The following is a 24513-nucleotide window of genomic DNA, read 5'->3' as shown; positions in this document are numbered from 1 at the left end:
CACCTCCATCGCAAGGGTGCACACCATAGCGGGCGCAGCCGGGATTGGCGATGCGGCCAAGTCCCTGCGCGATGTGCATCGACAGCTCAGCCACGTTGCTGCGCCGCCCAGATCGCCAGCGTTTCGCGGCCGATCTTGGCATTGTGGCGGATGTCCACCGGAAACCCGGAATGGCGCAGGAAACGCGTGATGCCTGCGGTGTGCGGATGCGCCGCGCCCAGCGCGCGCAAGGCGGTTTCCACTTGCGCAAACGCCGATGCCGCAACGCCTGGCTGTAGTTCCACGCACAGCACCGGCTGCTGCTGTCCGGGCGCGCCGACACCGACCAGGGCAGTGCGCCGCACCTGCGGGTGCACGTTGAAGACCGGTTCCACCTGCTCGGTGTAGAGCGGGCCGCTGGCCGTTTCCACGCGGTGGGTCTTGCGCCCGCAGAACCACAAGCGCCCTTCGGCATCGAAATACCCCACATCGCCCATGCGATGCACGATGCGTTCGCTGCCATCCGCGTTGCGCTCGCGGATCTTGGCAATCCGCGTGGCCGCGTCGCGGTTGAAGTAGGTGTCGGTGGTGGTGGGACCGGCGACGGTGATCTCGCCGACCTCGCCCACCGCCAGCACGCGCGCGCCGCTCCATTCGGGAATGGCCGCATCGTCGATGGCGATGATGCGTACCTCGTTGGGCGCGACGACCTGGCCGACACAGGTGCCGGCGCCGGCCTCGGTGGCCGCGCGGGTGGCATCCAGCGTGCGCCCTTCGATCGCCGCCACCGGCAGGCATTCGGTGGCGCCATACGGCGTCCAGAATTGCGCATCTGCCGGCAACAGCGCGCGGATCTTGGCCACCACATCCGGCGGCACCGGCGCGCCGGCCGAGGTGGCCAGGCGTACATTGGGAAGCGGCTGCCCATAATCGGCCAGCACGCGCATCAACGCCGGCGAGCCGAACAACTGCGTCACGCCGAAGCGGTCGATCGCATCGTGCAATTTGCGCGGATCGGCGGTGGCCGGGCGGGTCGGATCCATGTCCGGAATCACCGAGGTCAGCCCCAGTGCCGGATCGAACAACGCAAATGGCGGGAACGTCGGCAGATCCACGCCGCCGGGCTGCATGCCGAAGGCATTGCGCAGCAACTCGATCTGGCCGACGAAATGCCGGTGCCGGTACACCACCCCCTTGGGTACGCCGGTCGAGCCGCTGGTGAACAGGATGGCGGCCACATCGTCCGGCCCGGTGTTGGCCAGCTGGCTGCCGGCGCCGGCGCCATCGCGCTCCACGCGCGCCAATGTCACACCGCCCCAGCCGTAACGGCCGCCGACGCTGACGATCTGCTTTGCAGAACGCGCCCAACGCAACAGGCGACGCGCCAGCTGCGCAAGCGGAATGCCGATAAATGCCTGCGGCTGCGCTTCGTCCAGGCATTGCTTGAGCGCACGCTTGTCGATGCCCGGATCCACCAGCACCGGCACCGCGCCGGCCTTGAACAAGGCGAACATCAGCAGGAAGAACTCCGGCGACGGCCGCACCATCACCACCGCGCGCGCGCCGCGTCCGATGCCGTGCAGCGCCAGCCCGGCAGCGATCGCATCGCTGCGCGCGTCCAGCTCGGCATAGCTCAAGGTTACATCGTAGGCGGCAACCCCATTGGTGCCGCGGCGGCCCGGGCAACGGATGGCGATTTGGTCGGGGCGCTCGCGCGCGAGCTCCGGCAGGGTGGCGGCGATATTGCAAAGAATGGTCATTGCCGCATTATCACCCATCCGCCGACGGTACCGGCCGCTTGCATCCGGCTCAACGTCGCAGATGCACGCGACGCTCGGCGACGGCACAACGATGGGTTTCCTGCAAGGCAACCAGGCCTTGGCAGCGCAAGTGAGCAGTGATCACTACCACCTCCCGCGCCTGCGTCTTTTATTTTCAGGCGCATTGCAACGTGGTCGAGTGCCTGCGAAAAGCGCGCGTCAGCGATTCCCCCGGTCGCTGGTGACCGTTCTACACGCGAACATTCTGGCAATGCCGACGCGGCAGGCGGTCGTCAGCACCGACAGGCAACCTGCTCGCCCCCCAGCGCGCACCGCTCCTCCGGCGCGCACGCGCATGAATTACTAACCTGCCGCCACGATGCGCCACTTGTATCGCGCCGTGGTTCGGTCAGAATGCCGCGCTCTCCACGTTGTTTTGCCGCGCAAGGCCCGGCATTCCATGGCACATCCCTGCCTTACCTGCGGCGCCTGCTGCGCCTACTTCCGCGTCAGTTTCCACTGGAGCGAAGCCGACCCGGCATTGGGCGGCAGGGTGCCGATCGAGCTGACCGATGCGCTGCGCACGCACGAGCGGGTCATGCGCGGCACGTCGCAATCACAGCCGCGCTGCATCGCGCTGGACGCAGACATCGGCCGCTACAGCCGCTGCAGCATCCATGATCGCCGGCCCTCCTCCTGCGCCGCCGTACCGGCCTCGCTGGAGTTTGGCCAGCGCAGCGCGCAATGCGACAAATCCCGGTTGGCGCACGGCCTGCATGCACTGACCGAAGCCGATTGGCTGGGCGTGGACGATGCCCAGCGCAATCCGCTGCCGCCGCTGTAGCGACTATCGCTGCGGGTGCATGCACGTCTGTCTACGGCGCGCGGCACCGCACGCGACGCGGCCGATGCCCGGCATCGGCCTGGCCACTGACCTACTCCAGCCCCGGCGCGTGCCCGCACCTACCTGCCGGGCGCCCGCGGCATCCTGGTGACCGGGTCAGAGCGGATTGCGCTCCAGGAACGCACGGATCGCCGGCACCAGCACTTCGTGCTTGTCTTCCAGCACGTAGTGATTGGCATCGTCGAACGCGGTGACTTCGGCGTTCGGCAATGCCTTGCGAAAGCCGGCCAGGAAGTGCTTGTCGAAGCAGATGTCGCGCAATCCCCAGGCGATAAACGCCGGCCGGTCGGCGAACGCGGGCAATGCCTGCGCCGAGCGCTCCAGCAGCGACCAGGCCTGGTCGGCCGGCGACAGCGGAATATCCTGCATGAAGCGAATGGTGGAGATGCGGTTGCGCCAATTGTTGTAGGGCGCCACATACGCACGGCGTACATCGGCCGGCATCCGCCGCGACACGCCGAACCAGGACGCACCGGAGGAAAACGCATTGAACGTGCGGATGAACCACTCGCCCGGGCCCCAATGCCGGCCCATCGCGATCTGCCACGGCATCGGCTTTTCCGGCGGCAACGGGAACGCAGCGGTATTGGTGATCATTAGCCGCTTGACCTGCGCATGATGCGACAACGCCCAGCCGAACCCGATCATGCCGCCCCAGTCGTGTACCGCCAGCGTGACCGGGCCGGTGATGCCCAGATGCCGCAACAGCGTGTCCAGGTCGTCCACGCGCGACTGCAGCGTGTAGTCGTAACGTGGCTGCGCGTCGGGCGCATCGTCCGGCTTGTCGGACAGCCCCATGCCGATATGGTCCGGCACGATGCAGCGGTAACGGTCCGACAGGCCGCTCACCAGATTCCGCCACAGGTAGCTCCACGACGGATTGCCGTGCAGCATCACGACCACCTCGCCATCGCGCGGACCTTCGTCCAGATACGACATCGCAATGCCGGGGCGCACCTCAAGGCGCTGGGGAGTGAAGGGATAGCCGGGGTAGTTCATGCCAAACGCATCCGATTCGATTCGAGAGAGCGCACATGGCGCAAGCGTTGGCCTGCCGTGCGTAGAGATTGGACATCATAGTGGTCGCCACGCTGCGACATGCTCAACCCACTGCGCGCAAGACGGCTACCTGGATCAATTACAGGCTTCATCGCGCTTCCGTCGAAGGCATTGGATAAGGCGGTAGTTGATGACCATCGCCGGACAGAAGTTTCAGGAATGCAGGGTGCAGGAACAGTTTTTCCTTGCCCAGCCGCTGCTCTTGCAGCACACCGATGGTCACCAGTTCCTTTAGATGGCGTGCAGCGGTCTGCCGAGTCACGCCCATCACGTCCACGACATTCTGGATGCGGCAATAGGGCTGATTGAAGACCACTTCGACAAGTTCGCGGCTGTAGGCCTTGGGGGCGTGTTCGCGCACATGATCACGCGCCCGCGTCTCCAATCCTCGGATCGCCTGGATCTTCGCCGTCGTCCACGCAGCTGTCTCTGCAACGGCGGCAAGCATGTACTGAATCCACTCGGCCCAGCGACCGTACCGGGTGACATCCAGCAGCAGTCGATAGTAGTCGCTGCGATGGCGAATGATGTAGCGCGACAAGTACAGGACGGGGACATTGAGCAGGCCTTGCTCGATCAGCATCAGCAGATTCAATACACGTCCGGTACGCCCGTTGCCATCGGTGAACGGGTGGATCGCTTCGAATTGATAGTGCGCGACCGCCATCCGGATCAATGGATCGATATCGGTGCATTCATGAATAAAACGCTCCCAATTGGCCAGCTTGTCGCGCAGCAATGTCTCGCCGACGGGAGGGGTATAGATGATCTGCTGGATCTGATCGTTGGCCAGCGCAGTCCCGGGCACGCGACGGATCTGCATTTGCACAGCTTTAATGCGGCTGCACACCACCACGGCGGTTTCTGTACATAGCGGTCGCTGCTGCAGCGACTGGAACCCTTCGTAGAGCGCGCTACGGTAACGCAGGGCTTCCTTGGTCGCCGGATTCTGGGCGCGCTCCTGATCGTCTGCATAACGGAACAAGTCATCCGTGGTGGTGACGATGTTTTCGATCTCCGAACTCGCCTGTGCTTCCAGGATCGGGATCGTATTGATCAGCACTGCCGGATTTGGCAGCAATGCGGTGGCCTGCTTCAGCTCGGCCAACGCAGTGCGCGCCACGATGCAGGCCTTGAGCAAGGCGCGCGTTTCGATGTCTCCCGCCGGAGGAAGCGGCGGGAGCGCGTTGTAGGGCTGCTCGGGATTAAACACCAGCGCGTCGTCCATGCCTACACCGGTCATGTTGCAAGAGCGAACATGATGCAATGACGTGTACTAAAAATCCATTTTTTTTAACACGTCACATGTTGCAACTTACCAGACCACTTCCGCCATCGAGCAGTTCAGGCCAGAACCAATCCCCATCAACGCGATGCGGTCGCCCTTCTTCAGGCGGCCGAGTTCCTTGAGCTTGCTAAGCACGATCGGTACCGAAGCCGGCCCGATGTTGCCGTGTTCGCCGAAGATGGTCATGACCTTGGCCGGATCGATGCCGAACGACTTCACGAATGAAGCGGTATGCGGGCGGCTGACCTGGTGGATGACGAACTGGTCCAGCTCGTCCACTGCCCAGCCCATCGCCTGCTTGGCGGCCAGGAAGGTCTTCTGTGCCAGCTTTATGCCTTCGATCAGCAACAGGCGGGTGTCGGTGACCATGCGGTCCAGGTTGCCGCGGCACAGCTTGTTCCACTCGGTGGCCGACCGGGTCACGCCACCCTTGTAGCGCGGCGCGTCGGGCACCAGCTCGGTGCGCGCCATCACCATGGCCGCGGCGCCGCAACCCAGGGTCAACGCAGCGAGCTCGTTGCGGAACTCTTCTTCGGTGACGTCGGGCGAGGTCATGCGCTCGAGGGTCTTCTCGTACACCAGGTTGGCGGTTTCACCGTCGACGACCAGCGCGTAGTCGATCTCGCCGCGCTCGAGCATGCGGGCGGCGATGTCCATGCCGTTGATGAAGGCGAGGCAGGCGTTGGCCACGTCGAAGGTGACGCAGTGATCGCCGACCCCGAGGTTGCCGGACACGATGGAGGCCGTGGACGGCTCCAGGTAGTCGCGGCTCACCGAGGTGTTGACCAGCAGGCCGATCTTCTCGATGCCGATGCCGGCGTCGAGCAGTGCCTTGCGTGCAGCCTGGGTGGCGGCGTCCGAGGCCTGGACATCCTGGTCCCACAAGCGCCGTGCATGGATACCCGCAACGTCGCCCAACACGTCGGTCCGAATCCCGAGGCGGTCGTAGGTCGGTTGCAGGCGCTCGTTGATTTCCTTGGAAGTCAGCGTGTGCGGCGCATCAATATGCGCCAGTCCCGCGATGGAGACATTCTGGAAGAGCATCGAAGTAGCGCCATGGCGTCAGGCGAGGGGGCGCTAGTCTAGCCGCTGGCTCGTTTTACCGCATCTTTACAATTGCAGCAGCCGCGCCCCAGCCCAACGGTTCAGCGCGGCGGGCAGCGGAAGGCATTGAAACGCTGGCTGCCATCGGCCGGCTGACCCTGCGCCTGGATCGTGTTGGCATTGGCGCCCGGCGCCTCGTTGCGTGCCAGCGTTTCCAGCTCTTCCTGCACCCGCAACGGGTTGCGGTTGTAGAAGCCGACCTTGCTCTTGACCGACACCACCACTTCGCCCTGCTGCTGACAGCCAGCTGGCACAGGGCCTGCGGGCAGCACCTGCACGTTTTTGCCGCTTTGTTCGATGGGCACCCAGGTGCAGGCCGCGGTGGTGGCGGCAACCAGAACAGACAGCATCAGCACGCGCATAAGTCGTAGACCCCTGAGGAGGAAGCCGGATTGTGCCGCAGTTGCCGGCCGGCGATCGGGTTGCGCCGCATGGCCGCACGCCACTCGTTCAGCGCACTGAACGTCGACCCGATCGTCGTGTTTTCTCGATTCCAGCGGTGTCCGCCGCCCGCACACACGTCCGGGTGTCCGGACGCGGACACGGCCTCCGCGCGCAAATCCCTTGCAAAACAATGATCTGCCATTGGCACGTTGCTTGCTCCATGTCATGGGCAGGCAACGAAGCCAGTTGTCTCGACGACTGAAAATGACTGCAAGCTGAATAAATAAAATCGCGCCACGAAAGTCGTTGCGCTTACCGGAACGGTGTACTACCTTACTACCACACCACTGACTACCCACACCAAGAGACCTCGCCATGAAGACCCAGACCCTGCGCATCGCCCTCTCCGCCGCCCTGCTTGCCGGCACCACCCTGGCCGGTTTCGCCCAGGCCGGCAGCCTGACCACGCTGGACACCGTGCAGGTGCGCCCATCGGCCGACCAGCTTGCCCAGCAGACGCTGGAACGCACCAGCGCCATCCGCACCCTGGCCGCCGTGCAGGTGCGTCCGTCCGCCGATCAGCTGGCCGCCTTGGCCGCCGAACAGGCCGGCCCGCGCGTCGTCACCCTCGCTGCGGTGCAGGTGCGTCCGTCGGCCGACCAGCGCGCCGCACTGGTGACCCGCAGCACCGCTGCCACCGCGCAGAGCACCTCCGGCCAGGCTGCCGCTGCCATCGGCGCGCTGATGGGCCAGGTCATCGTCAACCTGCCGGTGCCGCAGCTGCAGCCGGCGCCGGTCGAACTGGAAGCGCTGGTCAACGCCGCCATCAGCCTTTGAGCATGCGCGCAGCTACACTGCGCGCATGTCAGCCCCCGTCCTCGATGTCATCCTGTTCCAACCGGAAATTCCGCCCAATACGGGCAATGTGATTCGCCTGTGCGCCAACACCGGCGCGCGCCTGCACCTGATCGAGCCGCTCGGCTTCGACCTCAGCGACAAGCAGCTCAAACGCGCCGGCCTGGACTATCACGAATACGCCACCCTGCAGGTACATGCCGACCTGCCCACCGCCCTGGCCGCGATCGCGCCCAAGCGCGTGTTTGCACTGAGTACGCGCAGCACCGTGCGTTACGACGCACCGCAGTTTGCCGATGGGGATGCCTTCCTGTTCGGCCCGGAAACCCGCGGCCTGCCCGCCGACGTACTGGAGTCGATCCCGCCGCAGCACCGGCTGCGCCTGCCGATGCGCCCGGACAACCGCAGCCTCAATCTGTCCAACACCGTTGCGGTGATGGTGTTCGAAGCCTGGCGCCAGTGGGACTTCAGCGGCGGCAGATAGCCGCGGCGATGCGGACGGCTGCCTGACGGGGAATCCGTCCGTCCGCTGCCGACGCGCTGCATGCCGCATACGTCGGTCCAGCGTCCGGCGCATGCTCCACGCGCATGACCGCCCCGGGCGTTGCGGTTTGCTTGCCGCGCGGTGCCCGTGCCAACGCCTCACTGCATCACCCGGCATCGGTTGCTGCCTGCAGCATGCCACGGCAGCCTGCCCACAACGCCACCGCCAGCACGGCGATGCCGCCCAGCGCCAGAAACGCGATGCGATAGCCGAAGGCATGCGCCAGCCAGCCACCCAGGGCCGGGCTCAGCGCCGCGCCCACGCCCTGCACCGTCATCACCGCGCCCTGGCCGACATTCACGCGCCCGGTGCCCTGCAGCAATCGCGCCACCAGCGCAGGCACCACCACGGCCTGCAGGCCGGCGCCGAGTCCGTCGAGGATCTGCACCGGAAACACGCCCCAGCCCTGGATCAGCGACGCCGCCACCAGCGCACGCAGTGGCAAGGCCATGAAGGCCACCAGCAGCACCCACCAATGCCCGTGCACGCGGATCCAGCGCATCGCCAACAATGCCACCACCACCATCGTGGCCTGCGCGACCACGATGGTGGTGGCCGTCAGCGCGTTCGCATCGCCTGCATGCGCAGCCACGATGGCCATGCCGTAGAGCGGCAACATCGCCGCATTGCCCAGGTGGAACAACCCCAGGGTGATGGCCAGCAAGGCCAGCGGTCGGCAGGTCAACAACACCCGCCAGCCGCTGAGGCTGTCCGCGCCATCGGCCTGGCCCAGGCCGCGCGCGGCGCGGTGGTCGATGGCCGCAGACGGAATCAGCAGCACCGCCGCGATCGCCAGCACGCCGAAGGCGGCGGTGAGCACGAACACCGCCGCAAACCCGAAACGCCACCCCAGCCAGCCGGCCAGCACTGCGGCCAGCATGTTGCCGGCGTGGTTGGCAACCTGATTGCGCGCCAGTTGATGATCGAACCCGCGCGCGTGCACCAGGCCCAGGGTGATGCCGGTGAGCGCAGGGCCAATACCGGCTGCCGCCAATGCCGAAACGATCTGCGCGGTGACCACGCCGGAGGACGTCGGGTGCAGCCAGATCAGCGCCGTGGCCAGCAGGATCGCCAGGCAGCCAACCACCACCACGGCGCGCTTGCGCCGGGTGGTGTCGACCAGTGCACCGGCCGGGGTGGTGGCAAGCATGCCGGCGATGCCGCCCACACTCATCACCGTGCCGATCGCCGCCACCGACCAGCCCCTGGATTGCAGGAATACGCTGAGAAACGGCCCCAGCCCGTCCTGCACGTCGGCCACGCTGAAATGCAGCGCCTCCAGTGCGCGGCTGCCACGGGGACGCGGTGTGCTCATGCGCATCGGCACTCTCCACGAAACGATGAACGGCGACTGCGCGCGCTGGGCTGCATGGGCAACCCGATGCCGATCGCATCGCGCCAACGCGGCAGTCGCATTGCGTACTGCTAGTGCTTCGGCTTCGGCTTATGCGCACCCGGGCCATGCGGATGCTCGATCTGCTTCAGCGACGCGGCCTTGGTGCCCAGCGCATGCGCGTGGATCAGCACGCCGTGCGGGGTTGTCCTGGTATCGCCTTCGGCCACCAGCGTCTTTCCGACCACCAGTTGTTTGGCGAAGTCCGCACCGGCGTGCGGCGGAAACCGCACCGTGACCTCGTCGTCCAGCAATACGCCATGCACCTGCCCATGCGGGCCATGCAGCAAGCGCGCGATGGTGCCGCTGTGCTGGCTGAGCTGCGGCTTGGGCGGCTTGCCGGCGGGCGGTTTGGGCTTGGGCTTGGCGTGCGGCCCGTGCGGGCCGTCATCGACGATGCGTTTGCCGCCTTCCGGATCGATCGCCAGGGCCACCAGCATGTCCACATCGCGCGGCTTGAGGCCACGCACGGTCAAGGTGCTGCCGGGCTTGAGCGCCTTGAGCAAGGCGGCGGACAGATGCGGCGGCGTGTACACCTCGGTGCCGTCGGTCAGCAGCAGGCCGTCGATATCGGCCTTGGGGTTGAGCAGAAAGCGCGCCAGCGTGCCGCGGGTTTCGGGGAGGAAATCAGGATCGACCCAATGCATGAAAAAACTCCAGAGAAGGAAGGACCGGCCACTGCCGGCAAGCCGCGCCCGCCGCCACGCATGACACGTGGCGGAAGGCGCATAAAGGAAAGCGCAACGGAGGTACGCGCCACCGCGTGGACGGCGACGCCGTGAATCAACGCGGCGCCGGAGCTGGCGCTGGCGGTGCGGCCGGCGGGACAGGCGGCGCCGGTGGTGCGGGCGGCACCGGGCCGTCCGGGCGCGGTGGGCTGAACAACGCGCGCTGCGAGGCGCGATCGCGGCCCAGTTGCGTGGCTTCGATGGCGCGGCCGTTGGCGGTGGCCACCCCGAACCCGCTCACGCTCAACGGCGCGCCGGCCCGCAGCAGATCGCCGAACTGCAGTGCCAGGTGCGGCGGCATTCGCACCAGCGTGCCATCGCTGAGCAATGCACCATTGGTCTCGCCACCCGGGCCGTAGACCAGCCGCTCGATGCGGCCTTCCGCCTGTAACGGCGTCAACGCGGCAGGTGCCGGGGGCGCTGGCGGCATGGCGGCGGTTGGTGGGCGATCGACCACCTCACGCCCTCCACGATTGGAACGGATGCTGCTGGCGCGCAGCACCGGCAGGCTGCCCAGGCGATAGCCCTGCACGCTCACCGTATCGCCACGGCGCACCGCTTCCTGCAATTGCCCGGACAGATGCGGCGCAAACGCCACCTGGGTGCCATCGCGCAACCACAGGCCATCGACCTCGCCGTTGGGATTGAGCATGAAACGCTCGACCGTGCCGGTGATGCGTACCGGCGTGGCGGCCAGCGGGGCAGGCGGTGCGGGCGGCAGCGGCGGTGCCGGCGGTGGCGTGCCGACCGGCGCACGCGGTGCCACCGGTGCCGCAGGCGGCGTGGGAGCCTGCGCGGCGGCGGTCGCCACGCTGCAGGCCAGCGCGAAAGCAAGTGCGGTCTGACGAATCATGCGATGTCTCCAACGCGGCAGGGATGCCGCTCGCCCTGGAGATAAAGCAGCAATCGTGCCAACGTCGAATCCGTTGTTTTACAAGGGGTTTGCAGGTGCACGCTTACGGACAGGCGTCTGCGTTTCATACACCGCTGTCCGCTTTGCAGACACTTTGTAGCCAGGGGTGTGCGTCGACTCTGCAGGGCAAGAACGTGTTGGACACGGTCGACGGCGGCGCGCGCGTGCGGATGTCAGGGCTGGATTTCACACGTGTGGTGCTGCACTTTCGGCTGCACCGTTTGACTGTTTGCTGGTGGAATGCCCTTGGCCAATGCTGCAAGTGGCAGCGGCGGCAAGCAACCAGCAGCAGTGCGCGCGACAACAAGTGCGCGTGCTGCTGTGCGCTTCCTGCGTGGTGACCAACGCGTCATCCTGCACACATGGCGTTGGCCTGATCGCCGCGACTACTGCAAGCCGTACTCATCGAGCTTGCGGTACAGCAGCTGGCGATGGATGCCGAGCCGGCGCGCGGCTTCGGCGCGGTTGCCGCTGCTGTGCGCCAGTGCGTCCTGGATCATCTGCTTCTCCAGCCGCGCCATTGCCTCGGGCAGGGTGCCTTGCAGCGGCGCGGTCGTCGGGGGTTGCTCGGCACTGTGATCGAGCGCGTCGTCCAGATCCGCGGCAACGATGCTGTGGCCGCGCACCAGCAGCTGGCTGCGTTGCATGACATTGCGCAGCTCGCGCACGTTGCCGGGCCACGGGTAGGCCAGCAGCCGCGCTTGCGCATCCGCCGACAACGCACGCGCCGCGCCGTCGCCGGTACGCAGGAAATACTGCGCGAGCAGCACGATGTCCTGCCCGCGCTCGCGCAGCGGCGGCAGTTCGATCGGCACCACATTCAGGCGATAACGCAGATCGCTGCGGAACTGCCCTGCGGCCACCCACGCGGCCAGATCGCGGTGCGTGGCCGCCAGTACGCGCACATCCACCTTCTGCGCGCCGCGCCCGCCCAGCGGCGTCACCTCGCCTTCCTGCAGGAAGCGCAACAACTTGGCCTGCATCGGCAGCGGCATGTCGCCGATCTCGTCCAGAAACAAGGTGCCGCCATCGGCTTCGCGAATCAGGCCGATGCGGTCGCTGGTCGCCCCGGAAAAGGCGCCCTTGCGATGGCCGAACAATTCGCTTTCCATCAACTCCAACGGAATCGCCGCGCAATTGACCGCAACGAATGCCGCCGCTGCGCGCGCACTGGCGCGATGCAGGGCGCGCGCGACCAGTTCCTTGCCGGTACCGGTTTCGCCGGTGATCAACACCGGCAGATCGGAAGCCGCCGCCAGCCCGATGCGTTTATGCACGTTGCGCATGGCCGGGCTGTGGCCGACCAGGCCATCGTCGTCGGGTGGTTCGCTGGCTTCGGCATCGGTGTGTCCATCGGCGCGACTTGCCAATGCACGCTCCACCACCTCGACGATATCGGCACGCCCCACCGGCTTGACCAGATGATCGAATGCACCCAGCGTCATCGCCTCGATGGTGTTGCCGCTGGACGCGTACGCGGTGAGCATCACCAGCGGCACCTGGCGCGCGCGCGGATCGTCTGCACGCGCACGCAGCACCTGGATCCCGTCCATCCCGGGCATGCGGAAGTCCACGAACGCCAGCGCGATGCCGCCCTCGCGCAGGCGCATCAATCCATCGGCGCCGTTATCGACCGCGATCACCGTATGCCCGAGCGAGCGCAGCGTTGCCTGCAAGGTGGCCAGGAACGCCGCGTCGTCGTCGATGATCAGGATGCGCGCCATGGCAGCTCCAGGATGAAATGGGTCATGCCGTCGGCGTGTGCGTAACGCACCTGCCCGCCATGCGCGCGGGCGATCTCACGCACCAGCGCAAGCCCCAGGCCATTGCCGTCGCTGCGGCCGCTGACGAACGGCTCGAACAGCTGCGCCGCGATGGTCTCGGCGATGGCCGCGCCACGATTGCTCACCTGTAGCTGCAGCAACCCATCGCTGGCGCTGGCCTCCAGTGTCACCGTGCTGCCGGCATCGGCGTGCTGCAGCGCGTTGCGCAGCAGATTGTGCACGGCGCGCCCGAGCTGCTGTGGGTCGAACGTCCACTGCAGCGGCGTGTCCGGGGCACGCAACCGGGGCGCAGGCGCGCCTGGTGGGCGCAAGGCCGGATCGAAAAAGGTCGCCAGCCAGTCCTGCACCACCACCGTTTCCAGCTGCAGGCGGATCGGCTGCACCATGCCGAGCAGGCTTTCGACCACCCCGTCCAGGCGACGGATCTGCCCCAGCATCAGCTCGCCGTGTGCGGCATCGTCCGGCGTGCCCTGGCGCATGGCGATGTCGTTCTCCACCGCCAGGCGCATCGTGGCGATGGGGTTGCGAATCTCGTGTGCCACCGTGGCGGTCAGGCGCCCGAGCGCGGCCAGCCGCTCGTGCCGTGCCAGCTCCTCGGCCAGCCGCCGTGTCTGCGCCAGGGCCTGCGCATTGCGCTGTGCGTAATCGCTCACCGCAGCGCCCAGCCGGTCCAGTTCGGGGGCACCGGTGACCGGAATCTGCGGAAGTTCGCTATCGGCGGCCAGCGCCTGCTGGATGCGCTGCAGGCGCTGGCTCCAGCGCCGCACCACCACGCCCAGCGCGATCGCCGACACCGCCACCATGGCGAAGATCAGCAGCATGCCGATCACCAATGGCCGCCAGGCATCGGAGGTGCTCGCCGGCACCCGCGACATGGTCCATGCCGCGGTGCCGGCGGCCAACGGGCAGGCGCTGATCAACACCACTTCACGGCTGCCGTCGCGACGAAACTCCACGGCCTTGTTGCCCACCGCACTCTGCCGTGCAGTGCTGACGATCGTGGTCCACTCGGCCGCCGGGATGTCGGTCTTGTGATCGCTGCCGTCGTAGGTGGGATAGGCGTAGGCAACGAATCCCTTGTCGAGATTCCACACCCCGCCCTCCACACCGGGCGCATCGGCCAGCACCAGTTGCACCACCACTGCAGCCAGCCCGGCGCCGTTGTCACCGCTGCGCGCCGCCTCGCTCGCGCCGGCGTAGCGCTGCACGATGCGCGTGCACTGCGCGGTCAACTGCTGGCGCGCCTCGTCCAGGCGCACGCCTTCGGTCTGTCGGTACAGGCCATACAGCATCGTGGCCACGCCCACGCAGGCAGCCAGGATCACCACCCAGATCAGCAGCAACTGGCGCAACAACGAACGTGGCATGCGAGGGTCCGGTAAAGACGTGCAGTTTCAGAGCGCTGCCACTGTGTCAGCGCATGTTGGTCTTGACCAGATCGATCACTTCATCGCCGCGCCCGCTCATCACTGCCTTGAGCAGATACAGGCCCATGCCTTTGGCCTGTTCCAGCTTGATGGCCGGCGGCACTGCCAGTTCCTGCGTGGCGATGCGCACATCCACCAGCGCCGGGCCGGAATGCGCGAAGGCCTGCCGCAATGCGCGCTCCAGTTGCGCGGACTCATCGACGCGGATACCCAGGATGCCCATCGCATTGCTCATCGCAGCGAAGTCCGGATTACGCAGCTCGGTGCCGGTATCCAGATAGCCGGCAGCCTTCATCTCCATCGCCACGAAGCCAAGCGAGGCATTGTTGAACACCACGATCTTCACCGGCAGGCGCAGCTGCGCCAGCGAGATGAAATCGCCCATCAGCATTGCAAAGCCGCCATCACCGGACAGCGCAATCACCTGACGGCCCGGATATGCCGACTGTGCACCCAGCGCCTGCGGCATCGCATTGGCCATCGAACCGTGGTTGAACGAACCCAGCAAGCGGCGTTGTCCGTTCATGCGCAGGTAGCGCGCGGCCCACACCGTCGGCGTGCCGACATCGCAGGTGAACACCGCATCCTGGTCGGCGATCTGGCTGATCATGCGCGCCACGAATTGCGGATGCAGCGGCTCGCCCGGATCGGCCGGCACCGCCAGATCGTCCAGCCCTTCGCGCGCCTTGCGATAGTGCGCCAGCGACTTGTCCAGGAAGTCGCGTTTTTCGCGCCGCTGCAACTGCGGCAGCAAGGCGGCGATGGTTTCGCCGACATCTGCGGCAATGCCCAGCTGCAATGGCGTGCGCCGTCCCAGCGCGCCCGGGTCGCGATCCACCTGCACGATGGTCGCGTTCTTCGGGTAGAACTGCCGATACGGGAAGTCCGTACCCAGCATGATCAAGGTGTCGCAGTTGAGCATCGCGTGGTAGCCGGAGCTGAACCCGATCAGGCCGGTCATGCCGACATCGAACGGGTTCTCCCACTCCACATGTTCCTTGCCGCGCAAGGCATGCACGATCGGCGCGCCCAGGGTGTCGGCCAATGCCACCACCGCATCGTGCGCACCCGCGCAACCGCTGCCGCACAGCAGCGTGACTGCTTCGCTGCGCTGCAGCAGTTCGGCCAGCTGCTGCACATCTTCGGCGGCCGGCAGCACGCGCGGCTGGCGCAGTGGCGGCCAGGCCGTGGGGAGGTGCTTGTCCACTTCCAGCAGCGCGATATCGCCGGGGATCACCACCACTGCCACACCTTGCTGCAGGATGGCCGCACGCATCGCGCGGTGCAGCACTTCCGGGAGCTGCGCCGGGTTGGTCACCAACTCCACGAAATGACTGCACTCGCGGAACAGTTCCTGCGGATGCGTCTCTTGAAAATAGTTCAGCCCGATCTCGGACGAGGGAATATGCGCGGCGATCGCCAGCACCGGCTGGCGGCTGCGATGGCAATCGAACAGCCCGTTGATCAGGTGCAGGTTGCCCGGCCCGCAGCTCCCCGCACAGACCGCCAGCTTGCCGGTCACCGCCGCCTCGGCGCCGGCGGCAAACGCGGCCACCTCTTCATGGCGCACATGCATCCACTCGATCGTCTGCATCTCGCGCAGGGCATCGGTCAGGCCGTTGAGGCTGTCGCCGGTCAACCCCCAGATCCGCTCCACCCCCGCGCTCTGCAGCGTCTCGGCCAGAAACCGCGCCAACGTCTTTTTCTTCGCCACGATGCAGCTCCACGCTTGTTCGACAAGCCTGGCATGCTCCCAGCCACGGCGTCAGCACAATGTGCTTGCAGGCCGCAAACGCGGCAAACATCACTGAAAAACAGCTGCTTCTAGACATGCGCGTCACATCGACGCGAGGTAACCACCAATGCATCACGCTTTGTACGTGCGCTGCGCGCATTGCGTTTTGATGACAAGGAAGCGCAGCTGAACCGGGCGCGATGATTTACGCACCAGTCAGTTCAAAATTCAGGCCGCGTTCCATCGAATAACGGAGAATTTACATCTCGGCAGCGAACGGCATCCGCCTCAGCGCCGGCCCAAACCATAAGTACAGGTATCGATCATGAAGAATTCACTGCTGGCCCTCGGCCTTCTCGCAGCCCTGCCGTTTGCGGCCTCCGCTGCTGAAAACCTCTCCTACAACTTCGTCGAAGGCGACTATGTGCGCACCCCGACCGAAGGCCGCGATGCGGATGGTTGGGGCGTGAAGGCGTCCTACGCCGTCGCTCCGAACTTCCACGTGTTCGGCGATTACAGCAAGCAGAACGCTGACGACAACGACAACGTGTTCGAAAGCTCCAACTCCGACTTCCAGCAGTGGGGCGTCGGCGTGGGTTACAACCAGGAGATCGCCACCAGCACCGACTTCATTGCCCGCGTTGCCTACCGCAAGCTGGACCTGGACACCCCGAACATCAGCTTCGACGGTTACAGCGTTGAAGCCGGCCTGCGTAATGCCTTCGGCGAGCACTTCGAAGTCTACGCCCTGGCTGGCTACGAAGACTTCTCCAAGAAGCGCGGCATCGACATCGGCGACAACTTCTACGGCCGCCTCGGCGCCCAGGTCAAGTTGAACCAGAACTGGGGCATCAACGGCGACATCCGCATGGATGGCGACGGCAACAAGGAATGGTCGGTCGGCCCGCGCTTCAGCTGGTAAGCCGCACGTTTGACTGCAACGCGACTCTCTCTCCCGCGTTGCATTGGAAGCCCGGTCCCCCGACCGGGCTTCTTTCTTTTGGGCGATCGGTTGGCGATACGATGCGCATCGCTGCACGGCGGTGGTGGGTAATGCGGGTCCTGCAGGCGCATGGAACCTCGCGCTCAGGCTGTTCGTCTTCCCGCCAGTCGTTGCGATCCGCATCAACAAAAAGCCCGGCATTGCCGGGCTTTTTGTTGATGTCCGTGCAATGCGCGCCAACGCGCCATGCCGCAATCAGGTGAACAAGGTCTGCGGGTATTCGGGCTTGCGCTCGCGTGCCAGCAATTCCTTCAAGCCTGCTTCCGGGGTGATCTCGCCATGCAGCACCGCACGCACGGCGTTGGAGATCGGCAGCTCGATGCCGTGATGCTCGGCCTGGCGCATGACTTCGTCGGCGGTCTGCACCGATTCCACCACCTGGCCGATCTCGCGGATGGCATCGCTCAGGCTCTGTCCGCGTCCCAGTGCCAATCCCAGCCGTCGGTTACGCGACAGATCGCCGGTGCAGGTCAGCACCAGGTCGCCCAGGCCAGCCAGACCCATCAAGGTTTCCGGACGCGCGCCGATCGCCGCCGCCAGCCGCAGCATCTCGTTCAAGCCGCGCGTGATCAGGCCGGCACGTGCGTTGAGGCCCAGCTGCATGCCATCGGCCACACCGGTGGCCACGGCCAGCACGTTCTTCATCGCGCCACCAAGCTCGGCGCCCACCATGTCATCGCCGGTGTAGGCGCGGAAGGTGGGGCCATGCATGGCATCGGCCACGACCTGCGCAAACGCCGCATCGTCGCCGTGCACGGTGATGGCGGTCGGCAGGCCGAGCGTGACTTCCTTGGCGAAGGACGGCCCGGTCACCACGGCCAGCGGAACGCTGGGGCCGAGGATGTCGCGCGCCACTTCGTGCAGGAACCGCCCCGAGCCGGGCTCGAAGCCCTTGGTCGCCCACGCCACGCCGGCACCGGCCGGACGCAACGGTGCGATCAACCGGATCGTCTCGGTGAACGCATGCGAAGGCACCACGACCAGGATCCAGCCGGCATCGGCAATGGCCAGCTGCAGGTCGGTGGTCGCGCGCAGGCTGTCGGGCAAGGCAATGCCCGGCAGATAGCGTACGTTTTCATGACGGCGGTCGATGGCATCCACCATCGCCGCATCGCGTCCCCAGAGCACGGTCGGGTGACCGTGTCTGGCGAGCAGCGCGGCCAGGGCCGTGCCCCAAGAGCCGGCGCCGAGAACGGCGATCTTCTGCGTCGAATCGCTCATCGGCGCACGCAAGGCTTAGGCGTTGCCAGCCGGCTCGGAATCGGCCAGCGAGGTGCCTTCGCCCTGCGAACGCTGGCGCAGGGTCTCTGCATACAGCGCTTCGAAGTTGATCGGCTGCAGGTAGAACGGCGGGAAGCCGCCTGCCTGGATCAGGTCGCTGACCAGGGTACGCACATACGGGAACAGGATGTTCGGGCACTGGGTACCGAGCAGCACGTCGATCGCCTGCGGCTCCAGGCCGACCAGGCCGAACACGCCGGCCTGCTGCACTTCGGCCACGTAGGCGGTCTTGCCACCGGCGGTGCAGGTCAGGGTCACGGCCAGCACGACTTCGAAGGCGTTGTCGTTGAGGCGCTGCACCTTCTGGTTGAGGTTCAGCTGCAGCTCGGGCTGGTTGGCGTCATTGAAGACAGCCGGCGCGTTCGGCGATTCGAAGGAAACGTCCTTGACGTAAATCTTCTCGATGGTGAAAGCGGGGCCAGCAGCGGCGTCGGCCGGCGCAACCGCGCCGTTGATGATTTCGTCGGACATTCCTAACTCCAGAAACGGTTCGGTGGATGCAGCGTTGAATGATGCAGACGTGAAAGTGCAAGTCTCTCACGCCAGCAATGGGGACTTGCCCGGCGCCTCACAAGATGCGGTCAGGCGCGGCCCTTGACCAGCGGCAGCTCGGCGATCTGCCAGGCGGCCACGCCGCCCTCGAGCCAGTAGACCTGCTCGAAACCGGCTTTCTTCAGCGTCTTGGCCGCGCCTGCGGAGGCATTGCCGTTGCGGCACACCACCACCACCGGCGATGCCTTGGCGTTGGCGAGCAGCTTGCCGGCCGGGTCGAACTTGGCCAGCGCCACGTTGCGGCTGCCGGCGATATGGCCTTTTTCGAAGTCGGCGGTGGGCGACAGGTCGATCACCAGCGCGTTCTCGCTGTTGATCAGGCGGGTCAGCTCGGCCGGCTTGAGTGCGCGGTACCCACGGAACAGGCGCGCGACCTCGGTGACGATCAGGGCGATGGTCAGGCCCACCAGGGCCAGCGACAACATGGGGTTGCGGCCGACAAAGGCCTGCAGCTCTTCGAAATTCACGGGGTCAGGGTCAGTCAAGCGGGCGGGAATTGTCGCACAGCTGGCGCGCGCGCCGGCCAGCGCCCTCGGCACGGGCTATTGGCCCTGCCACAGATCGGGCAGGCCGCTGGCCAGCCACCAGCGTTTGTGCTCGGCGTCCCAGCGCCACAGCTCGATGCTGCGCACCAGCCGTTCGGCCTGGGTATTGCGGTTGATCACCCGTAGCTCGACCTCGCGGCGCAGGTCGCCGTTGACGTCTTCGCCCACCCGCAGCTCGCGGTAGCCGGAGATCTGCACCTGTTCGTAGCGCGAGCGTTCCAGGTCGCTGAGCGGATGCGCCTGGGCATAGGTCGGTTCGACAAAGCCCTGCGCGGCATCGAAATCGCTCCAGCGCACGGCGGCCGTGTAGGCGGCCTGGGTGGTTTCCAGCGCGCGTGCCTGGGCACGGCTGCCGGCAGACACCACCCCGCTGACCATCGTCAGCCCGAGCAACAGCATTGCCCCGATCACTGCACGCATGCGCATTCCCCCAAGTCCAGCGCGCATCCTACCGTTTTGGAAACGCCACGAAGCGCCCGCTCAAGGTGGCCGCCGCCGCGCCGGAACCCAGCGCGATCTGCGCACGCATGCCGATGCGCGCCTTGCCGCGCTGCCGGAAGGTCGCCAGGAACGCCTCCCAGCTGCCGAGTTCGGACGGCTCGGCATTGGCCACCAGGTCTTCGTAGACCGGGGCGACATAGCGCAGCTGGCTGTCGGCCACGTAGACATCGGCGCTGTGCCCGGCCAGTTGCAGCTGCAGCGTCAGCCAGCCCCAGCTGGCCAGCGTCATCAACGACGCCAGGCTGCCGCCGAACGCATTGGCCTTGTCGTTGACGTTGGCCTGCAGCGGCGCACGCAAGCGCAACGCGCCGTCATGCAGGCCGTCCACGGCAATGCCCATCGACAGGACCGGCGGCATGGCGATGAACTGTTGCTGCAGCGACTGCAGGGCGGATGCGAGCGTGCACGAAGGAGTCATCGGCAAAGGCTGGAAGACGGCGAAGGGCGGCATCATGCCGCAATGTTCCGCGAGCGTCTTGTGCACTGGAATGACATGCGGTACCGCATGGTAAAACACGTTCAGCGCCGTCTCGTTGCACGCCTTCGCTATCGCGCCGCTCAGGGCGCGAACACGACCTTGCGGTAGCCCTGCGCCACCCGCAGCAATGCGGTGGCCCTGGCCTTCCACTGCGCACTGCGCTGCTTTTGCGCCTGCGTCAACGGCGCATCGATGGTGCTGGTGAACACGATCTGCTCCGGAGCGGCGTGGAAGAACTTGTCCTGGATGCACGCGGCCGGCGACAGCTGATAGGTGGACAGTTGCTGTGCGACCGGCGATTCGTTCCAGCCGAACAGGAAGATGTCGGCCATGGTGTGCCAGCGCACATCGGCCGCCAGCAGCAGGCGCGCCGCCTCGCGGCTGAGGAGCAACGCCCCGGCGCAGACCGGCCAGCAGTGTTGATGGGGCGAGGGACGCACCAGGCGCAGCTGCCGCCCGCCGACTTCGGCGACCTTGGCGTCGAGCTTGATGCGGTTGTAGGACGGTTCCAGCCGCACGATGCTGTTGCCGCCCGGCAGCCACGCGCTGCTGCGCAGCAGCGCCGGCAGCGCGTCGGACAGATGCATGTCGTCTTCGAAGATCGCGGTGTAGGCGTCGTCGGAGTCGGCTGCGATGCGCCACGCGGCCTGATGGCTCAGGAAGCAGCCGATGTTGGAGGCGGTCCACTTGCGCGGGCCGGTGCTGAATGCGTCCCCGGAGCCTTCCAGCGGCCGCGCGCGTGCGAAGTTGGCAATCTGCGCAGGCGTCAGGGTGGCGCCATCGACCGCGGCAATCCGCTCGAACGGCAGGCCCAGCGCCTGGAACCGCGTCGCCATCGCCTGCAGGCGGTCACCGCTGCGCTGCATGTTGATGAGGTAGGACTTGATCACGGCGCCACTCCAGCTCGATCGTCGTGGCGGAGCGTGGGCGGAAGCGATCAGTGGCACAGACACGGGGACGAGGTTCTGGCCGCAGAAACGCAGGCATCGCGCCGGGCAGGCACGCAAGGCCGGACAACGCGCCAGGATCAACGCGTCGTCGGCGCCACCGCAACGCGCGACAGCTGCCCCGATACCTCATTGCTCTCGCATAATCACTGGATGACATCTCCCGCCCCCGCTGCCGACGCCTGGACCTTGATCTCGCTGCGGCCCAGCGGTGAGCACGCCCCACTGCGCCGCGCCGCCGCGCGGCACGGCGGACGGTTGCTGGCACTGTCGCCGTGGCGGCTGCAGACCAACCACACCCCACAGGCACTGGCCGCATTGCGGCAAGCCTTGCACGCGCCGATCGCGGTGTTCACCAGCCCGGCCGCGGTGCATGCGGCGCATCGCCTGGCGCCGCTGCAACGGCCGGCGCAGGCGCACTGGGTCAGCGTGGGCGATGGCACCGCGCGCGCGCTGCAGGCCTGCGGCATCGACACGGTGATACGTCCGACGCGCATGGACAGCGAGGGCCTGCTCGCGTTGCCGTTGTTCCGGCAACCGCTGCAGGCCGTCGGGCTGATCACCGCCCCCGGGGGGCGCGGCATGCTGGCGCCGGCCCTGGAGCAACGTGGCGCCCGCATCCTGCGCGCCGATGTCTATCAACGCGTGGCGCTGCGCCTGCGCGCCTCGTCAGTGCAGGCGCTGGCCGATGCGCTGCCGGAATGTGTCTTGGCGCTGAGCAGTGCCGAGGCGCTGACGTTGGTGCTGCAGCAATTGCCGACAGCGCTGATCGACGCGTTGCGGCAACGCCCGGTGGTGGCGTCCAGCGAACGCATGCGGGAATCCGCACACGCCGCCGGCTTCCATCAGGTGGTGCGCGCCGCAGGGCCCTTGCCCGAGCAATTGGCTGCGGCTGCCGCCGCGATCGTGACACCATCGCGACCTTGCTGAACTTCGAACACGAGCACGGCTTGCGGGTGTCTGCCGCTGCACGCCATGCTGTGGCAGATGATGGCGGCACCTGCACCCGTCGTGACCGCGCGAGGATGGACGAATGACCGAACTGCCCGCTTCCACGCGACGCTTTCCCCTGGCATGGCTGCTGCTCGTCCTCGCGCTGGCCGCCGTGGGCGTGGCGCTGTTGTTCGGTTGGCGCGCGTGGCGGGACTACCAAGGCACGCAGCTGCAGGCCGCCCAGGCGCAGCAACAGCGCTGGGATGGCGCACAGCAGATGCTGGAGATGCTGCGCCGTGACCAACGCCTGGCCAACGAACGCCTGGCGGATGCGGCAGCCACCAACCGCGTGCTGCGCGACGAGATGCTTGGCCTGAGCCAGCGCAGCGCCCTGCTCGAGGAAACCGTGCAAAAGCTCGCCGATCCCAACCGCCATGGTGCACAGGCGCTGCGGCTGGATGAGGTGGAGCTGCTGCTGCGGCTTGGCCAGCAGCGGCTGAGCATCGCCGGCGATGCCGATGGCGCGCGCCGTGCCTATGCGCTGGCCAATGCCGCACTCAATGGCGTCGACGATCCCGGCTATCTCAATCTGCGCCAGGCGCTGGTGCAGGAACGCGACGCCCTGGATCGCCTGGGCGCCGGTCCGCAGGCTCAGGCTGGTCAAACGCTGGATCAGTTGGCCGGCGACCTGCAGCGCCTGCCCGAGCAGACCGCCACCGACAGCGAGGCCGCGCGACCGTGGTGGCAGAAAGCGCTCGCGCCGCTGGTGGACATCCGTCCCAGCCGTGTCGATGCGCTGCTGACCACCGGCGCCGACCGCCACGCCGCGCGCGACGCCCTGCAGATCGAAGTCAGCCTGGCCCGCGCCGCGGCCGAGCGCGGCGATGCCGCCGGTTTTGCGCAATCGCTGCGGCGCGTGGATACCTGGACCACCCGGCTGTGGCCGGATTCGCCACAACGTCGCCAGGCGCGTACGCGCCTGCGCGCACTGCAACAAGCGCCACTGCGTCCGCACCTGCCGGAACTGGGCACCACCCTGCTGCAACTGCAGGCCATGCGTGAAGGGAGATCCACCCAATGAAAGTGTTGCGTACCGTCTTGATCCTGTTGGTTGCCGTGGCGCTGGGCGTGCTCGGTGCGCAATGGCTCTCGCATCAGACCAGTTATGACCTGGGCAACGTGGTGGTGAGCGTCGGCGGCAACGACTATCGCGCCGCCATGCCGCAGGCGTTGCTGATCCTGGTCATTGCGCTGCTGGTGCTATGGCTGGCGTGGACGCTGGTCAGCCTGCCGTTCCGGGTCTGGGGCAAGTATCGCCGCAAGAAAGGCCGCGCCCGCCTGATCGAAGGCCTGCGCGCAGCCGATCATGGCCAGTGGCAGCGTGCCGAGCGCCTGCTCGTCAACGCCAGCGAGGATGCCGACGTCAGCGGCATCGCCCTGGCCAGTGCAGTGCGCGTTGCCGATGCCCGCGGCGATGAGGTGGCGGCCAATGCACTGGCCCAGCAATTGGCCGAGCGCGACCCCACCGCGCACGCGCTGCTGCAGGGCGAGCGGCATCTGGCGCGGCAACGCCCGGTCGAGGCGATCAACGCGCTCGATCATGCCAGCGCGCAGCCACTGCCGGCGCGCGGCCTGCTGCTGCGCACGCACGCCCTGGCACAGATCGGCCGTGCCGACGAGGCCTACGGTCAGCTCGGCGCATTGCGTCAGCAGGCGGTGCTGGCACCGGAGGCCTACAACGCACTGGAAGCCACGCTGGCCGAGCAGACGCTGTTGCAGGCCGGCGATGCCAATGCGCTGGCCGAACGCTGGGAAGCGCTGCCCAAGCCGCTGCGCACCTATCCCGCGGTGGTGGGCGCCTACGCACAGCGCGCGGCGGTGCTGCACTGGGACGATGCGGCGGTGCATAGCCTGGAACAGGCGCTGGACGCGCAGTGGGACGAATCGCTGGTGCGTCTGTACGGCGTGCTGCCATTGGAAAAATACGATTCACGCCGCGCCAGTGCACAGCGTTGGCTGACTCAGTACCCGGACAGCCCTGGCCTGTTGCTGACCCTGGCGCGTCTGGCGCGGCACCAGCAGCAGTGGTCGCAGGCCGAAGAGTTCCTGCATCGCGCGGTCGCCAATGGCGCGGGCAGCGAGGCCTGGGAAGAACTCGGCCACGGCTTTGCCGCCGCGGGCGACCTGCTGTCCGCGCAGCATTGCTACGCCAATGCCCTGCGCGCCGCACGCGGCGAGCCGGTGCACGAGGGCCTGCCGCAGCAGTCGCTGCGCGGGCCGATCGTATCGGCATACCCAACGCCGCCGGCCGACCCGCTCGCACCGGACGATCGCCTGCCTTGATCGCTGGGGTCTGATCGCTGCGGCAACGCTGCGCGGACAAAGCAAAGCCCCGGCCTGTCCGGGGCTTTTGCTT

At 66.8% G+C, this 24513-nt stretch carries 24 protein-coding genes; 7 read left to right on the top strand and 17 right to left on the bottom strand.

Annotated elements, in window-relative coordinates; genetic code table 11:
• Positions 1-86 precede the first annotated feature (86 nt).
• On the bottom strand, positions 87-1739 hold the full coding sequence (gene oleC / locus H7A86_RS01190; protein ID WP_119130159.1) for an olefin beta-lactone synthetase: 1653 nt from the start codon (positions 1737-1739) through the stop codon (positions 87-89).
• 460 nt (positions 1740-2199) lie between these two features.
• Here oleC and H7A86_RS01185 point away from each other — a divergent pair, with 460 nt between their 5' ends.
• On the top strand, positions 2200-2583 hold the full coding sequence (locus H7A86_RS01185; RefSeq protein WP_104585398.1) for a YkgJ family cysteine cluster protein: 384 nt from the start codon (positions 2200-2202) through the stop codon (positions 2581-2583).
• Between the two features lie 156 nt (positions 2584-2739).
• Here H7A86_RS01185 and H7A86_RS01180 read toward each other — a convergent pair whose 3' ends face one another.
• The 4 genes from H7A86_RS01180 to H7A86_RS01165 all read right to left on the bottom strand — a co-directional run bounded on the left by H7A86_RS01180 (position 2740) and on the right by H7A86_RS01165 (position 6456).
• Complete coding sequence (locus H7A86_RS01180) at positions 2740-3642, bottom strand: alpha/beta fold hydrolase (protein WP_119130157.1); 903 nt, start codon at positions 3640-3642, stop codon at positions 2740-2742.
• A 148-nt stretch (positions 3643-3790) separates the two neighbouring features.
• Positions 3791-4930, bottom strand: a complete 1140-nt coding sequence (gene fic, locus H7A86_RS01175) for a protein adenylyltransferase Fic (protein WP_180707994.1) — start codon at positions 4928-4930, stop codon at positions 3791-3793.
• Positions 4931-5017: 87 nt separating this feature from the next.
• Entirely contained in the window at positions 5018-6034 is a 1017-nt protein-coding gene (locus H7A86_RS01170; RefSeq protein WP_016903994.1) for a 3-oxoacyl-ACP synthase III, read from the bottom strand.
• 101 nt (positions 6035-6135) lie between these two features.
• Positions 6136-6456: a DUF4156 domain-containing protein gene (locus tag H7A86_RS01165; RefSeq protein ID WP_119130153.1), complete on the bottom strand. Its 321-nt coding sequence runs from the start codon at positions 6454-6456 to the stop codon at positions 6136-6138.
• 397 nt (positions 6457-6853) lie between these two features.
• On the opposite strand from H7A86_RS01165, the gene H7A86_RS01160 reads away from it, so the two are divergent.
• Both H7A86_RS01160 and H7A86_RS01155 read left to right on the top strand, forming a co-directional pair.
• The gene (locus H7A86_RS01160) at positions 6854-7315 is read left to right on the top strand and encodes an XAC0231 family protein (protein WP_119130151.1); all 462 of its coding nucleotides are present in this window, start codon (positions 6854-6856) and stop codon (positions 7313-7315) included.
• 25 nt (positions 7316-7340) lie between these two features.
• Positions 7341-7817: a tRNA (cytidine(34)-2'-O)-methyltransferase gene (locus tag H7A86_RS01155; RefSeq protein WP_104585404.1), complete on the top strand. Its 477-nt coding sequence runs from the start codon at positions 7341-7343 to the stop codon at positions 7815-7817.
• 166 nt (positions 7818-7983) lie between these two features.
• Here H7A86_RS01155 and H7A86_RS01150 read toward each other — a convergent pair whose 3' ends face one another.
• The 6 genes from H7A86_RS01150 to poxB all read right to left on the bottom strand — a co-directional run bounded on the left by H7A86_RS01150 (position 7984) and on the right by poxB (position 15818).
• Positions 7984-9198 carry an MFS transporter gene (locus H7A86_RS01150; RefSeq protein WP_104649620.1) on the bottom strand — a complete coding sequence of 405 codons (1215 nt, stop codon included), beginning with the start codon at positions 9196-9198 and terminating at the stop codon, positions 7984-7986.
• 104 nt (positions 9199-9302) lie between these two features.
• Positions 9303-9917 (bottom strand): hypothetical protein, encoded by a 615-nt coding sequence (locus H7A86_RS01145; protein WP_119130149.1) that lies wholly within the window; start codon positions 9915-9917, stop codon positions 9303-9305.
• A gap of 136 nt (positions 9918-10053) precedes the next feature.
• A complete protein-coding gene (locus H7A86_RS01140; protein WP_104585410.1) occupies positions 10054-10851 on the bottom strand; it encodes a hypothetical protein in 798 nt (265 codons plus the stop codon).
• 446 nt (positions 10852-11297) lie between these two features.
• The gene (locus H7A86_RS01135; RefSeq protein ID WP_119130147.1) at positions 11298-12635 is read right to left on the bottom strand and encodes a sigma-54-dependent transcriptional regulator; all 1338 of its coding nucleotides are present in this window, start codon (positions 12633-12635) and stop codon (positions 11298-11300) included.
• Complete coding sequence (locus H7A86_RS01130; protein ID WP_119130145.1) at positions 12620-14062, bottom strand: sensor histidine kinase; 1443 nt, start codon at positions 14060-14062, stop codon at positions 12620-12622. The genes H7A86_RS01135 and H7A86_RS01130 overlap by 16 nt, the downstream gene beginning before the upstream one ends.
• A gap of 46 nt (positions 14063-14108) precedes the next feature.
• Positions 14109-15818 carry a ubiquinone-dependent pyruvate dehydrogenase gene (poxB, locus tag H7A86_RS01125; protein WP_180708110.1) on the bottom strand — a complete coding sequence of 570 codons (1710 nt, stop codon included), beginning with the start codon at positions 15816-15818 and terminating at the stop codon, positions 14109-14111.
• A 364-nt stretch (positions 15819-16182) separates the two neighbouring features.
• Between poxB and H7A86_RS01120 the strand changes: the two genes are divergently transcribed.
• Entirely contained in the window at positions 16183-16779 is a 597-nt protein-coding gene (locus tag H7A86_RS01120) for an OmpO family porin (RefSeq protein ID WP_104585418.1), read from the top strand.
• Positions 16780-17055: 276 nt separating this feature from the next.
• On the opposite strand, the gene H7A86_RS01115 is transcribed toward H7A86_RS01120, so the two are convergent.
• From H7A86_RS01115 to H7A86_RS01090, 6 genes are all read right to left on the bottom strand, one after another.
• A complete protein-coding gene (locus tag H7A86_RS01115) occupies positions 17056-18081 on the bottom strand; it encodes an NAD(P)H-dependent glycerol-3-phosphate dehydrogenase (protein ID WP_104585456.1) in 1026 nt (341 codons plus the stop codon).
• Positions 18082-18096: 15 nt separating this feature from the next.
• A complete protein-coding gene (secB, locus tag H7A86_RS01110) occupies positions 18097-18612 on the bottom strand; it encodes a protein-export chaperone SecB (RefSeq protein ID WP_006451124.1) in 516 nt (171 codons plus the stop codon).
• 110 nt (positions 18613-18722) lie between these two features.
• Positions 18723-19160, bottom strand: coding sequence for a rhodanese-like domain-containing protein (locus tag H7A86_RS01105; RefSeq protein WP_104585420.1), 438 nt, complete (start codon positions 19158-19160; stop codon positions 18723-18725).
• Between the two features lie 75 nt (positions 19161-19235).
• The gene (locus H7A86_RS01100; RefSeq protein ID WP_119130615.1) at positions 19236-19658 is read right to left on the bottom strand and encodes a hypothetical protein; all 423 of its coding nucleotides are present in this window, start codon (positions 19656-19658) and stop codon (positions 19236-19238) included.
• Positions 19659-19686: 28 nt separating this feature from the next.
• Positions 19687-20157 (bottom strand): YiiD C-terminal domain-containing protein, encoded by a 471-nt coding sequence (locus tag H7A86_RS01095; RefSeq protein WP_026064546.1) that lies wholly within the window; start codon positions 20155-20157, stop codon positions 19687-19689.
• A 140-nt stretch (positions 20158-20297) separates the two neighbouring features.
• On the bottom strand, positions 20298-21107 hold the full coding sequence (locus H7A86_RS01090; RefSeq protein ID WP_119130142.1) for a glycosyltransferase family 25 protein: 810 nt from the start codon (positions 21105-21107) through the stop codon (positions 20298-20300).
• A gap of 210 nt (positions 21108-21317) precedes the next feature.
• On the opposite strand from H7A86_RS01090, the gene H7A86_RS01085 reads away from it, so the two are divergent.
• The 3 genes from H7A86_RS01085 (at position 21318) to H7A86_RS01075 (ending at position 24440) form a co-directional block, all read left to right on the top strand.
• Entirely contained in the window at positions 21318-22094 is a 777-nt protein-coding gene (locus H7A86_RS01085; RefSeq protein WP_104585426.1) for a uroporphyrinogen-III synthase, read from the top strand.
• Between the two features lie 103 nt (positions 22095-22197).
• Positions 22198-23178, top strand: a complete 981-nt coding sequence (locus tag H7A86_RS01080; RefSeq protein WP_119130140.1) for a uroporphyrinogen-III C-methyltransferase — start codon at positions 22198-22200, stop codon at positions 23176-23178.
• On the top strand, positions 23175-24440 hold the full coding sequence (locus H7A86_RS01075; RefSeq protein ID WP_119130138.1) for a heme biosynthesis protein HemY: 1266 nt from the start codon (positions 23175-23177) through the stop codon (positions 24438-24440). Before H7A86_RS01080 ends, H7A86_RS01075 begins: the two co-directional genes overlap by 4 nt.
• Positions 24441-24513: the final 73 nt, after the last annotated feature.

The organism is Xanthomonas euroxanthea, assembly GCF_903989455.1.
Lineage (GTDB): Bacteria > Pseudomonadota > Gammaproteobacteria > Xanthomonadales > Xanthomonadaceae > Xanthomonas > Xanthomonas euroxanthea.
Note: the sequence above shows the minus strand (reverse complement) of the source record. Positions and strands in the feature narration are given on the sequence as shown.

What these genes read in the sequence shown, in the direction of transcription:
- oleC (WP_119130159.1), bottom strand. Translation starts at nt 1,739, where the DNA reads ATGACCATTCTTTGCAATATCGCCGCCACCCTGCCGGAGCTCGCGCGC.
- H7A86_RS01185 (WP_104585398.1), top strand. Translation starts at nt 2,200, where the DNA reads ATGGCACATCCCTGCCTTACCTGCGGCGCCTGCTGCGCCTACTTCCGC.
- H7A86_RS01180 (WP_119130157.1), bottom strand. Translation starts at nt 3,642, where the DNA reads ATGAACTACCCCGGCTATCCCTTCACTCCCCAGCGCCTTGAGGTGCGC.
- fic (WP_180707994.1), bottom strand. Translation starts at nt 4,930, where the DNA reads ATGGACGACGCGCTGGTGTTTAATCCCGAGCAGCCCTACAACGCGCTC.
- H7A86_RS01170 (WP_016903994.1), bottom strand. Translation starts at nt 6,034, where the DNA reads ATGCTCTTCCAGAATGTCTCCATCGCGGGACTGGCGCATATTGATGCG.
- H7A86_RS01165 (WP_119130153.1), bottom strand. Translation starts at nt 6,456, where the DNA reads ATGCGCGTGCTGATGCTGTCTGTTCTGGTTGCCGCCACCACCGCGGCC.
- H7A86_RS01160 (WP_119130151.1), top strand. Translation starts at nt 6,854, where the DNA reads ATGAAGACCCAGACCCTGCGCATCGCCCTCTCCGCCGCCCTGCTTGCC.
- H7A86_RS01155 (WP_104585404.1), top strand. Translation starts at nt 7,341, where the DNA reads ATGTCAGCCCCCGTCCTCGATGTCATCCTGTTCCAACCGGAAATTCCG.
- H7A86_RS01150 (WP_104649620.1), bottom strand. Translation starts at nt 9,198, where the DNA reads ATGCGCATGAGCACACCGCGTCCCCGTGGCAGCCGCGCACTGGAGGCG.
- H7A86_RS01145 (WP_119130149.1), bottom strand. Translation starts at nt 9,917, where the DNA reads ATGCATTGGGTCGATCCTGATTTCCTCCCCGAAACCCGCGGCACGCTG.
- H7A86_RS01140 (WP_104585410.1), bottom strand. Translation starts at nt 10,851, where the DNA reads ATGATTCGTCAGACCGCACTTGCTTTCGCGCTGGCCTGCAGCGTGGCG.
- H7A86_RS01135 (WP_119130147.1), bottom strand. Translation starts at nt 12,635, where the DNA reads ATGGCGCGCATCCTGATCATCGACGACGACGCGGCGTTCCTGGCCACC.
- H7A86_RS01130 (WP_119130145.1), bottom strand. Translation starts at nt 14,062, where the DNA reads ATGCCACGTTCGTTGTTGCGCCAGTTGCTGCTGATCTGGGTGGTGATC.
- H7A86_RS01120 (WP_104585418.1), top strand. Translation starts at nt 16,183, where the DNA reads ATGAAGAATTCACTGCTGGCCCTCGGCCTTCTCGCAGCCCTGCCGTTT.
- H7A86_RS01115 (WP_104585456.1), bottom strand. Translation starts at nt 18,081, where the DNA reads ATGAGCGATTCGACGCAGAAGATCGCCGTTCTCGGCGCCGGCTCTTGG.
- secB (WP_006451124.1), bottom strand. Translation starts at nt 18,612, where the DNA reads ATGTCCGACGAAATCATCAACGGCGCGGTTGCGCCGGCCGACGCCGCT.
- H7A86_RS01100 (WP_119130615.1), bottom strand. Translation starts at nt 19,658, where the DNA reads ATGCGTGCAGTGATCGGGGCAATGCTGTTGCTCGGGCTGACGATGGTC.
- H7A86_RS01095 (WP_026064546.1), bottom strand. Translation starts at nt 20,157, where the DNA reads ATGACTCCTTCGTGCACGCTCGCATCCGCCCTGCAGTCGCTGCAGCAA.
- H7A86_RS01085 (WP_104585426.1), top strand. Translation starts at nt 21,318, where the DNA reads ATGACATCTCCCGCCCCCGCTGCCGACGCCTGGACCTTGATCTCGCTG.
- H7A86_RS01080 (WP_119130140.1), top strand. Translation starts at nt 22,198, where the DNA reads ATGACCGAACTGCCCGCTTCCACGCGACGCTTTCCCCTGGCATGGCTG.
- H7A86_RS01075 (WP_119130138.1), top strand. Translation starts at nt 23,175, where the DNA reads ATGAAAGTGTTGCGTACCGTCTTGATCCTGTTGGTTGCCGTGGCGCTG.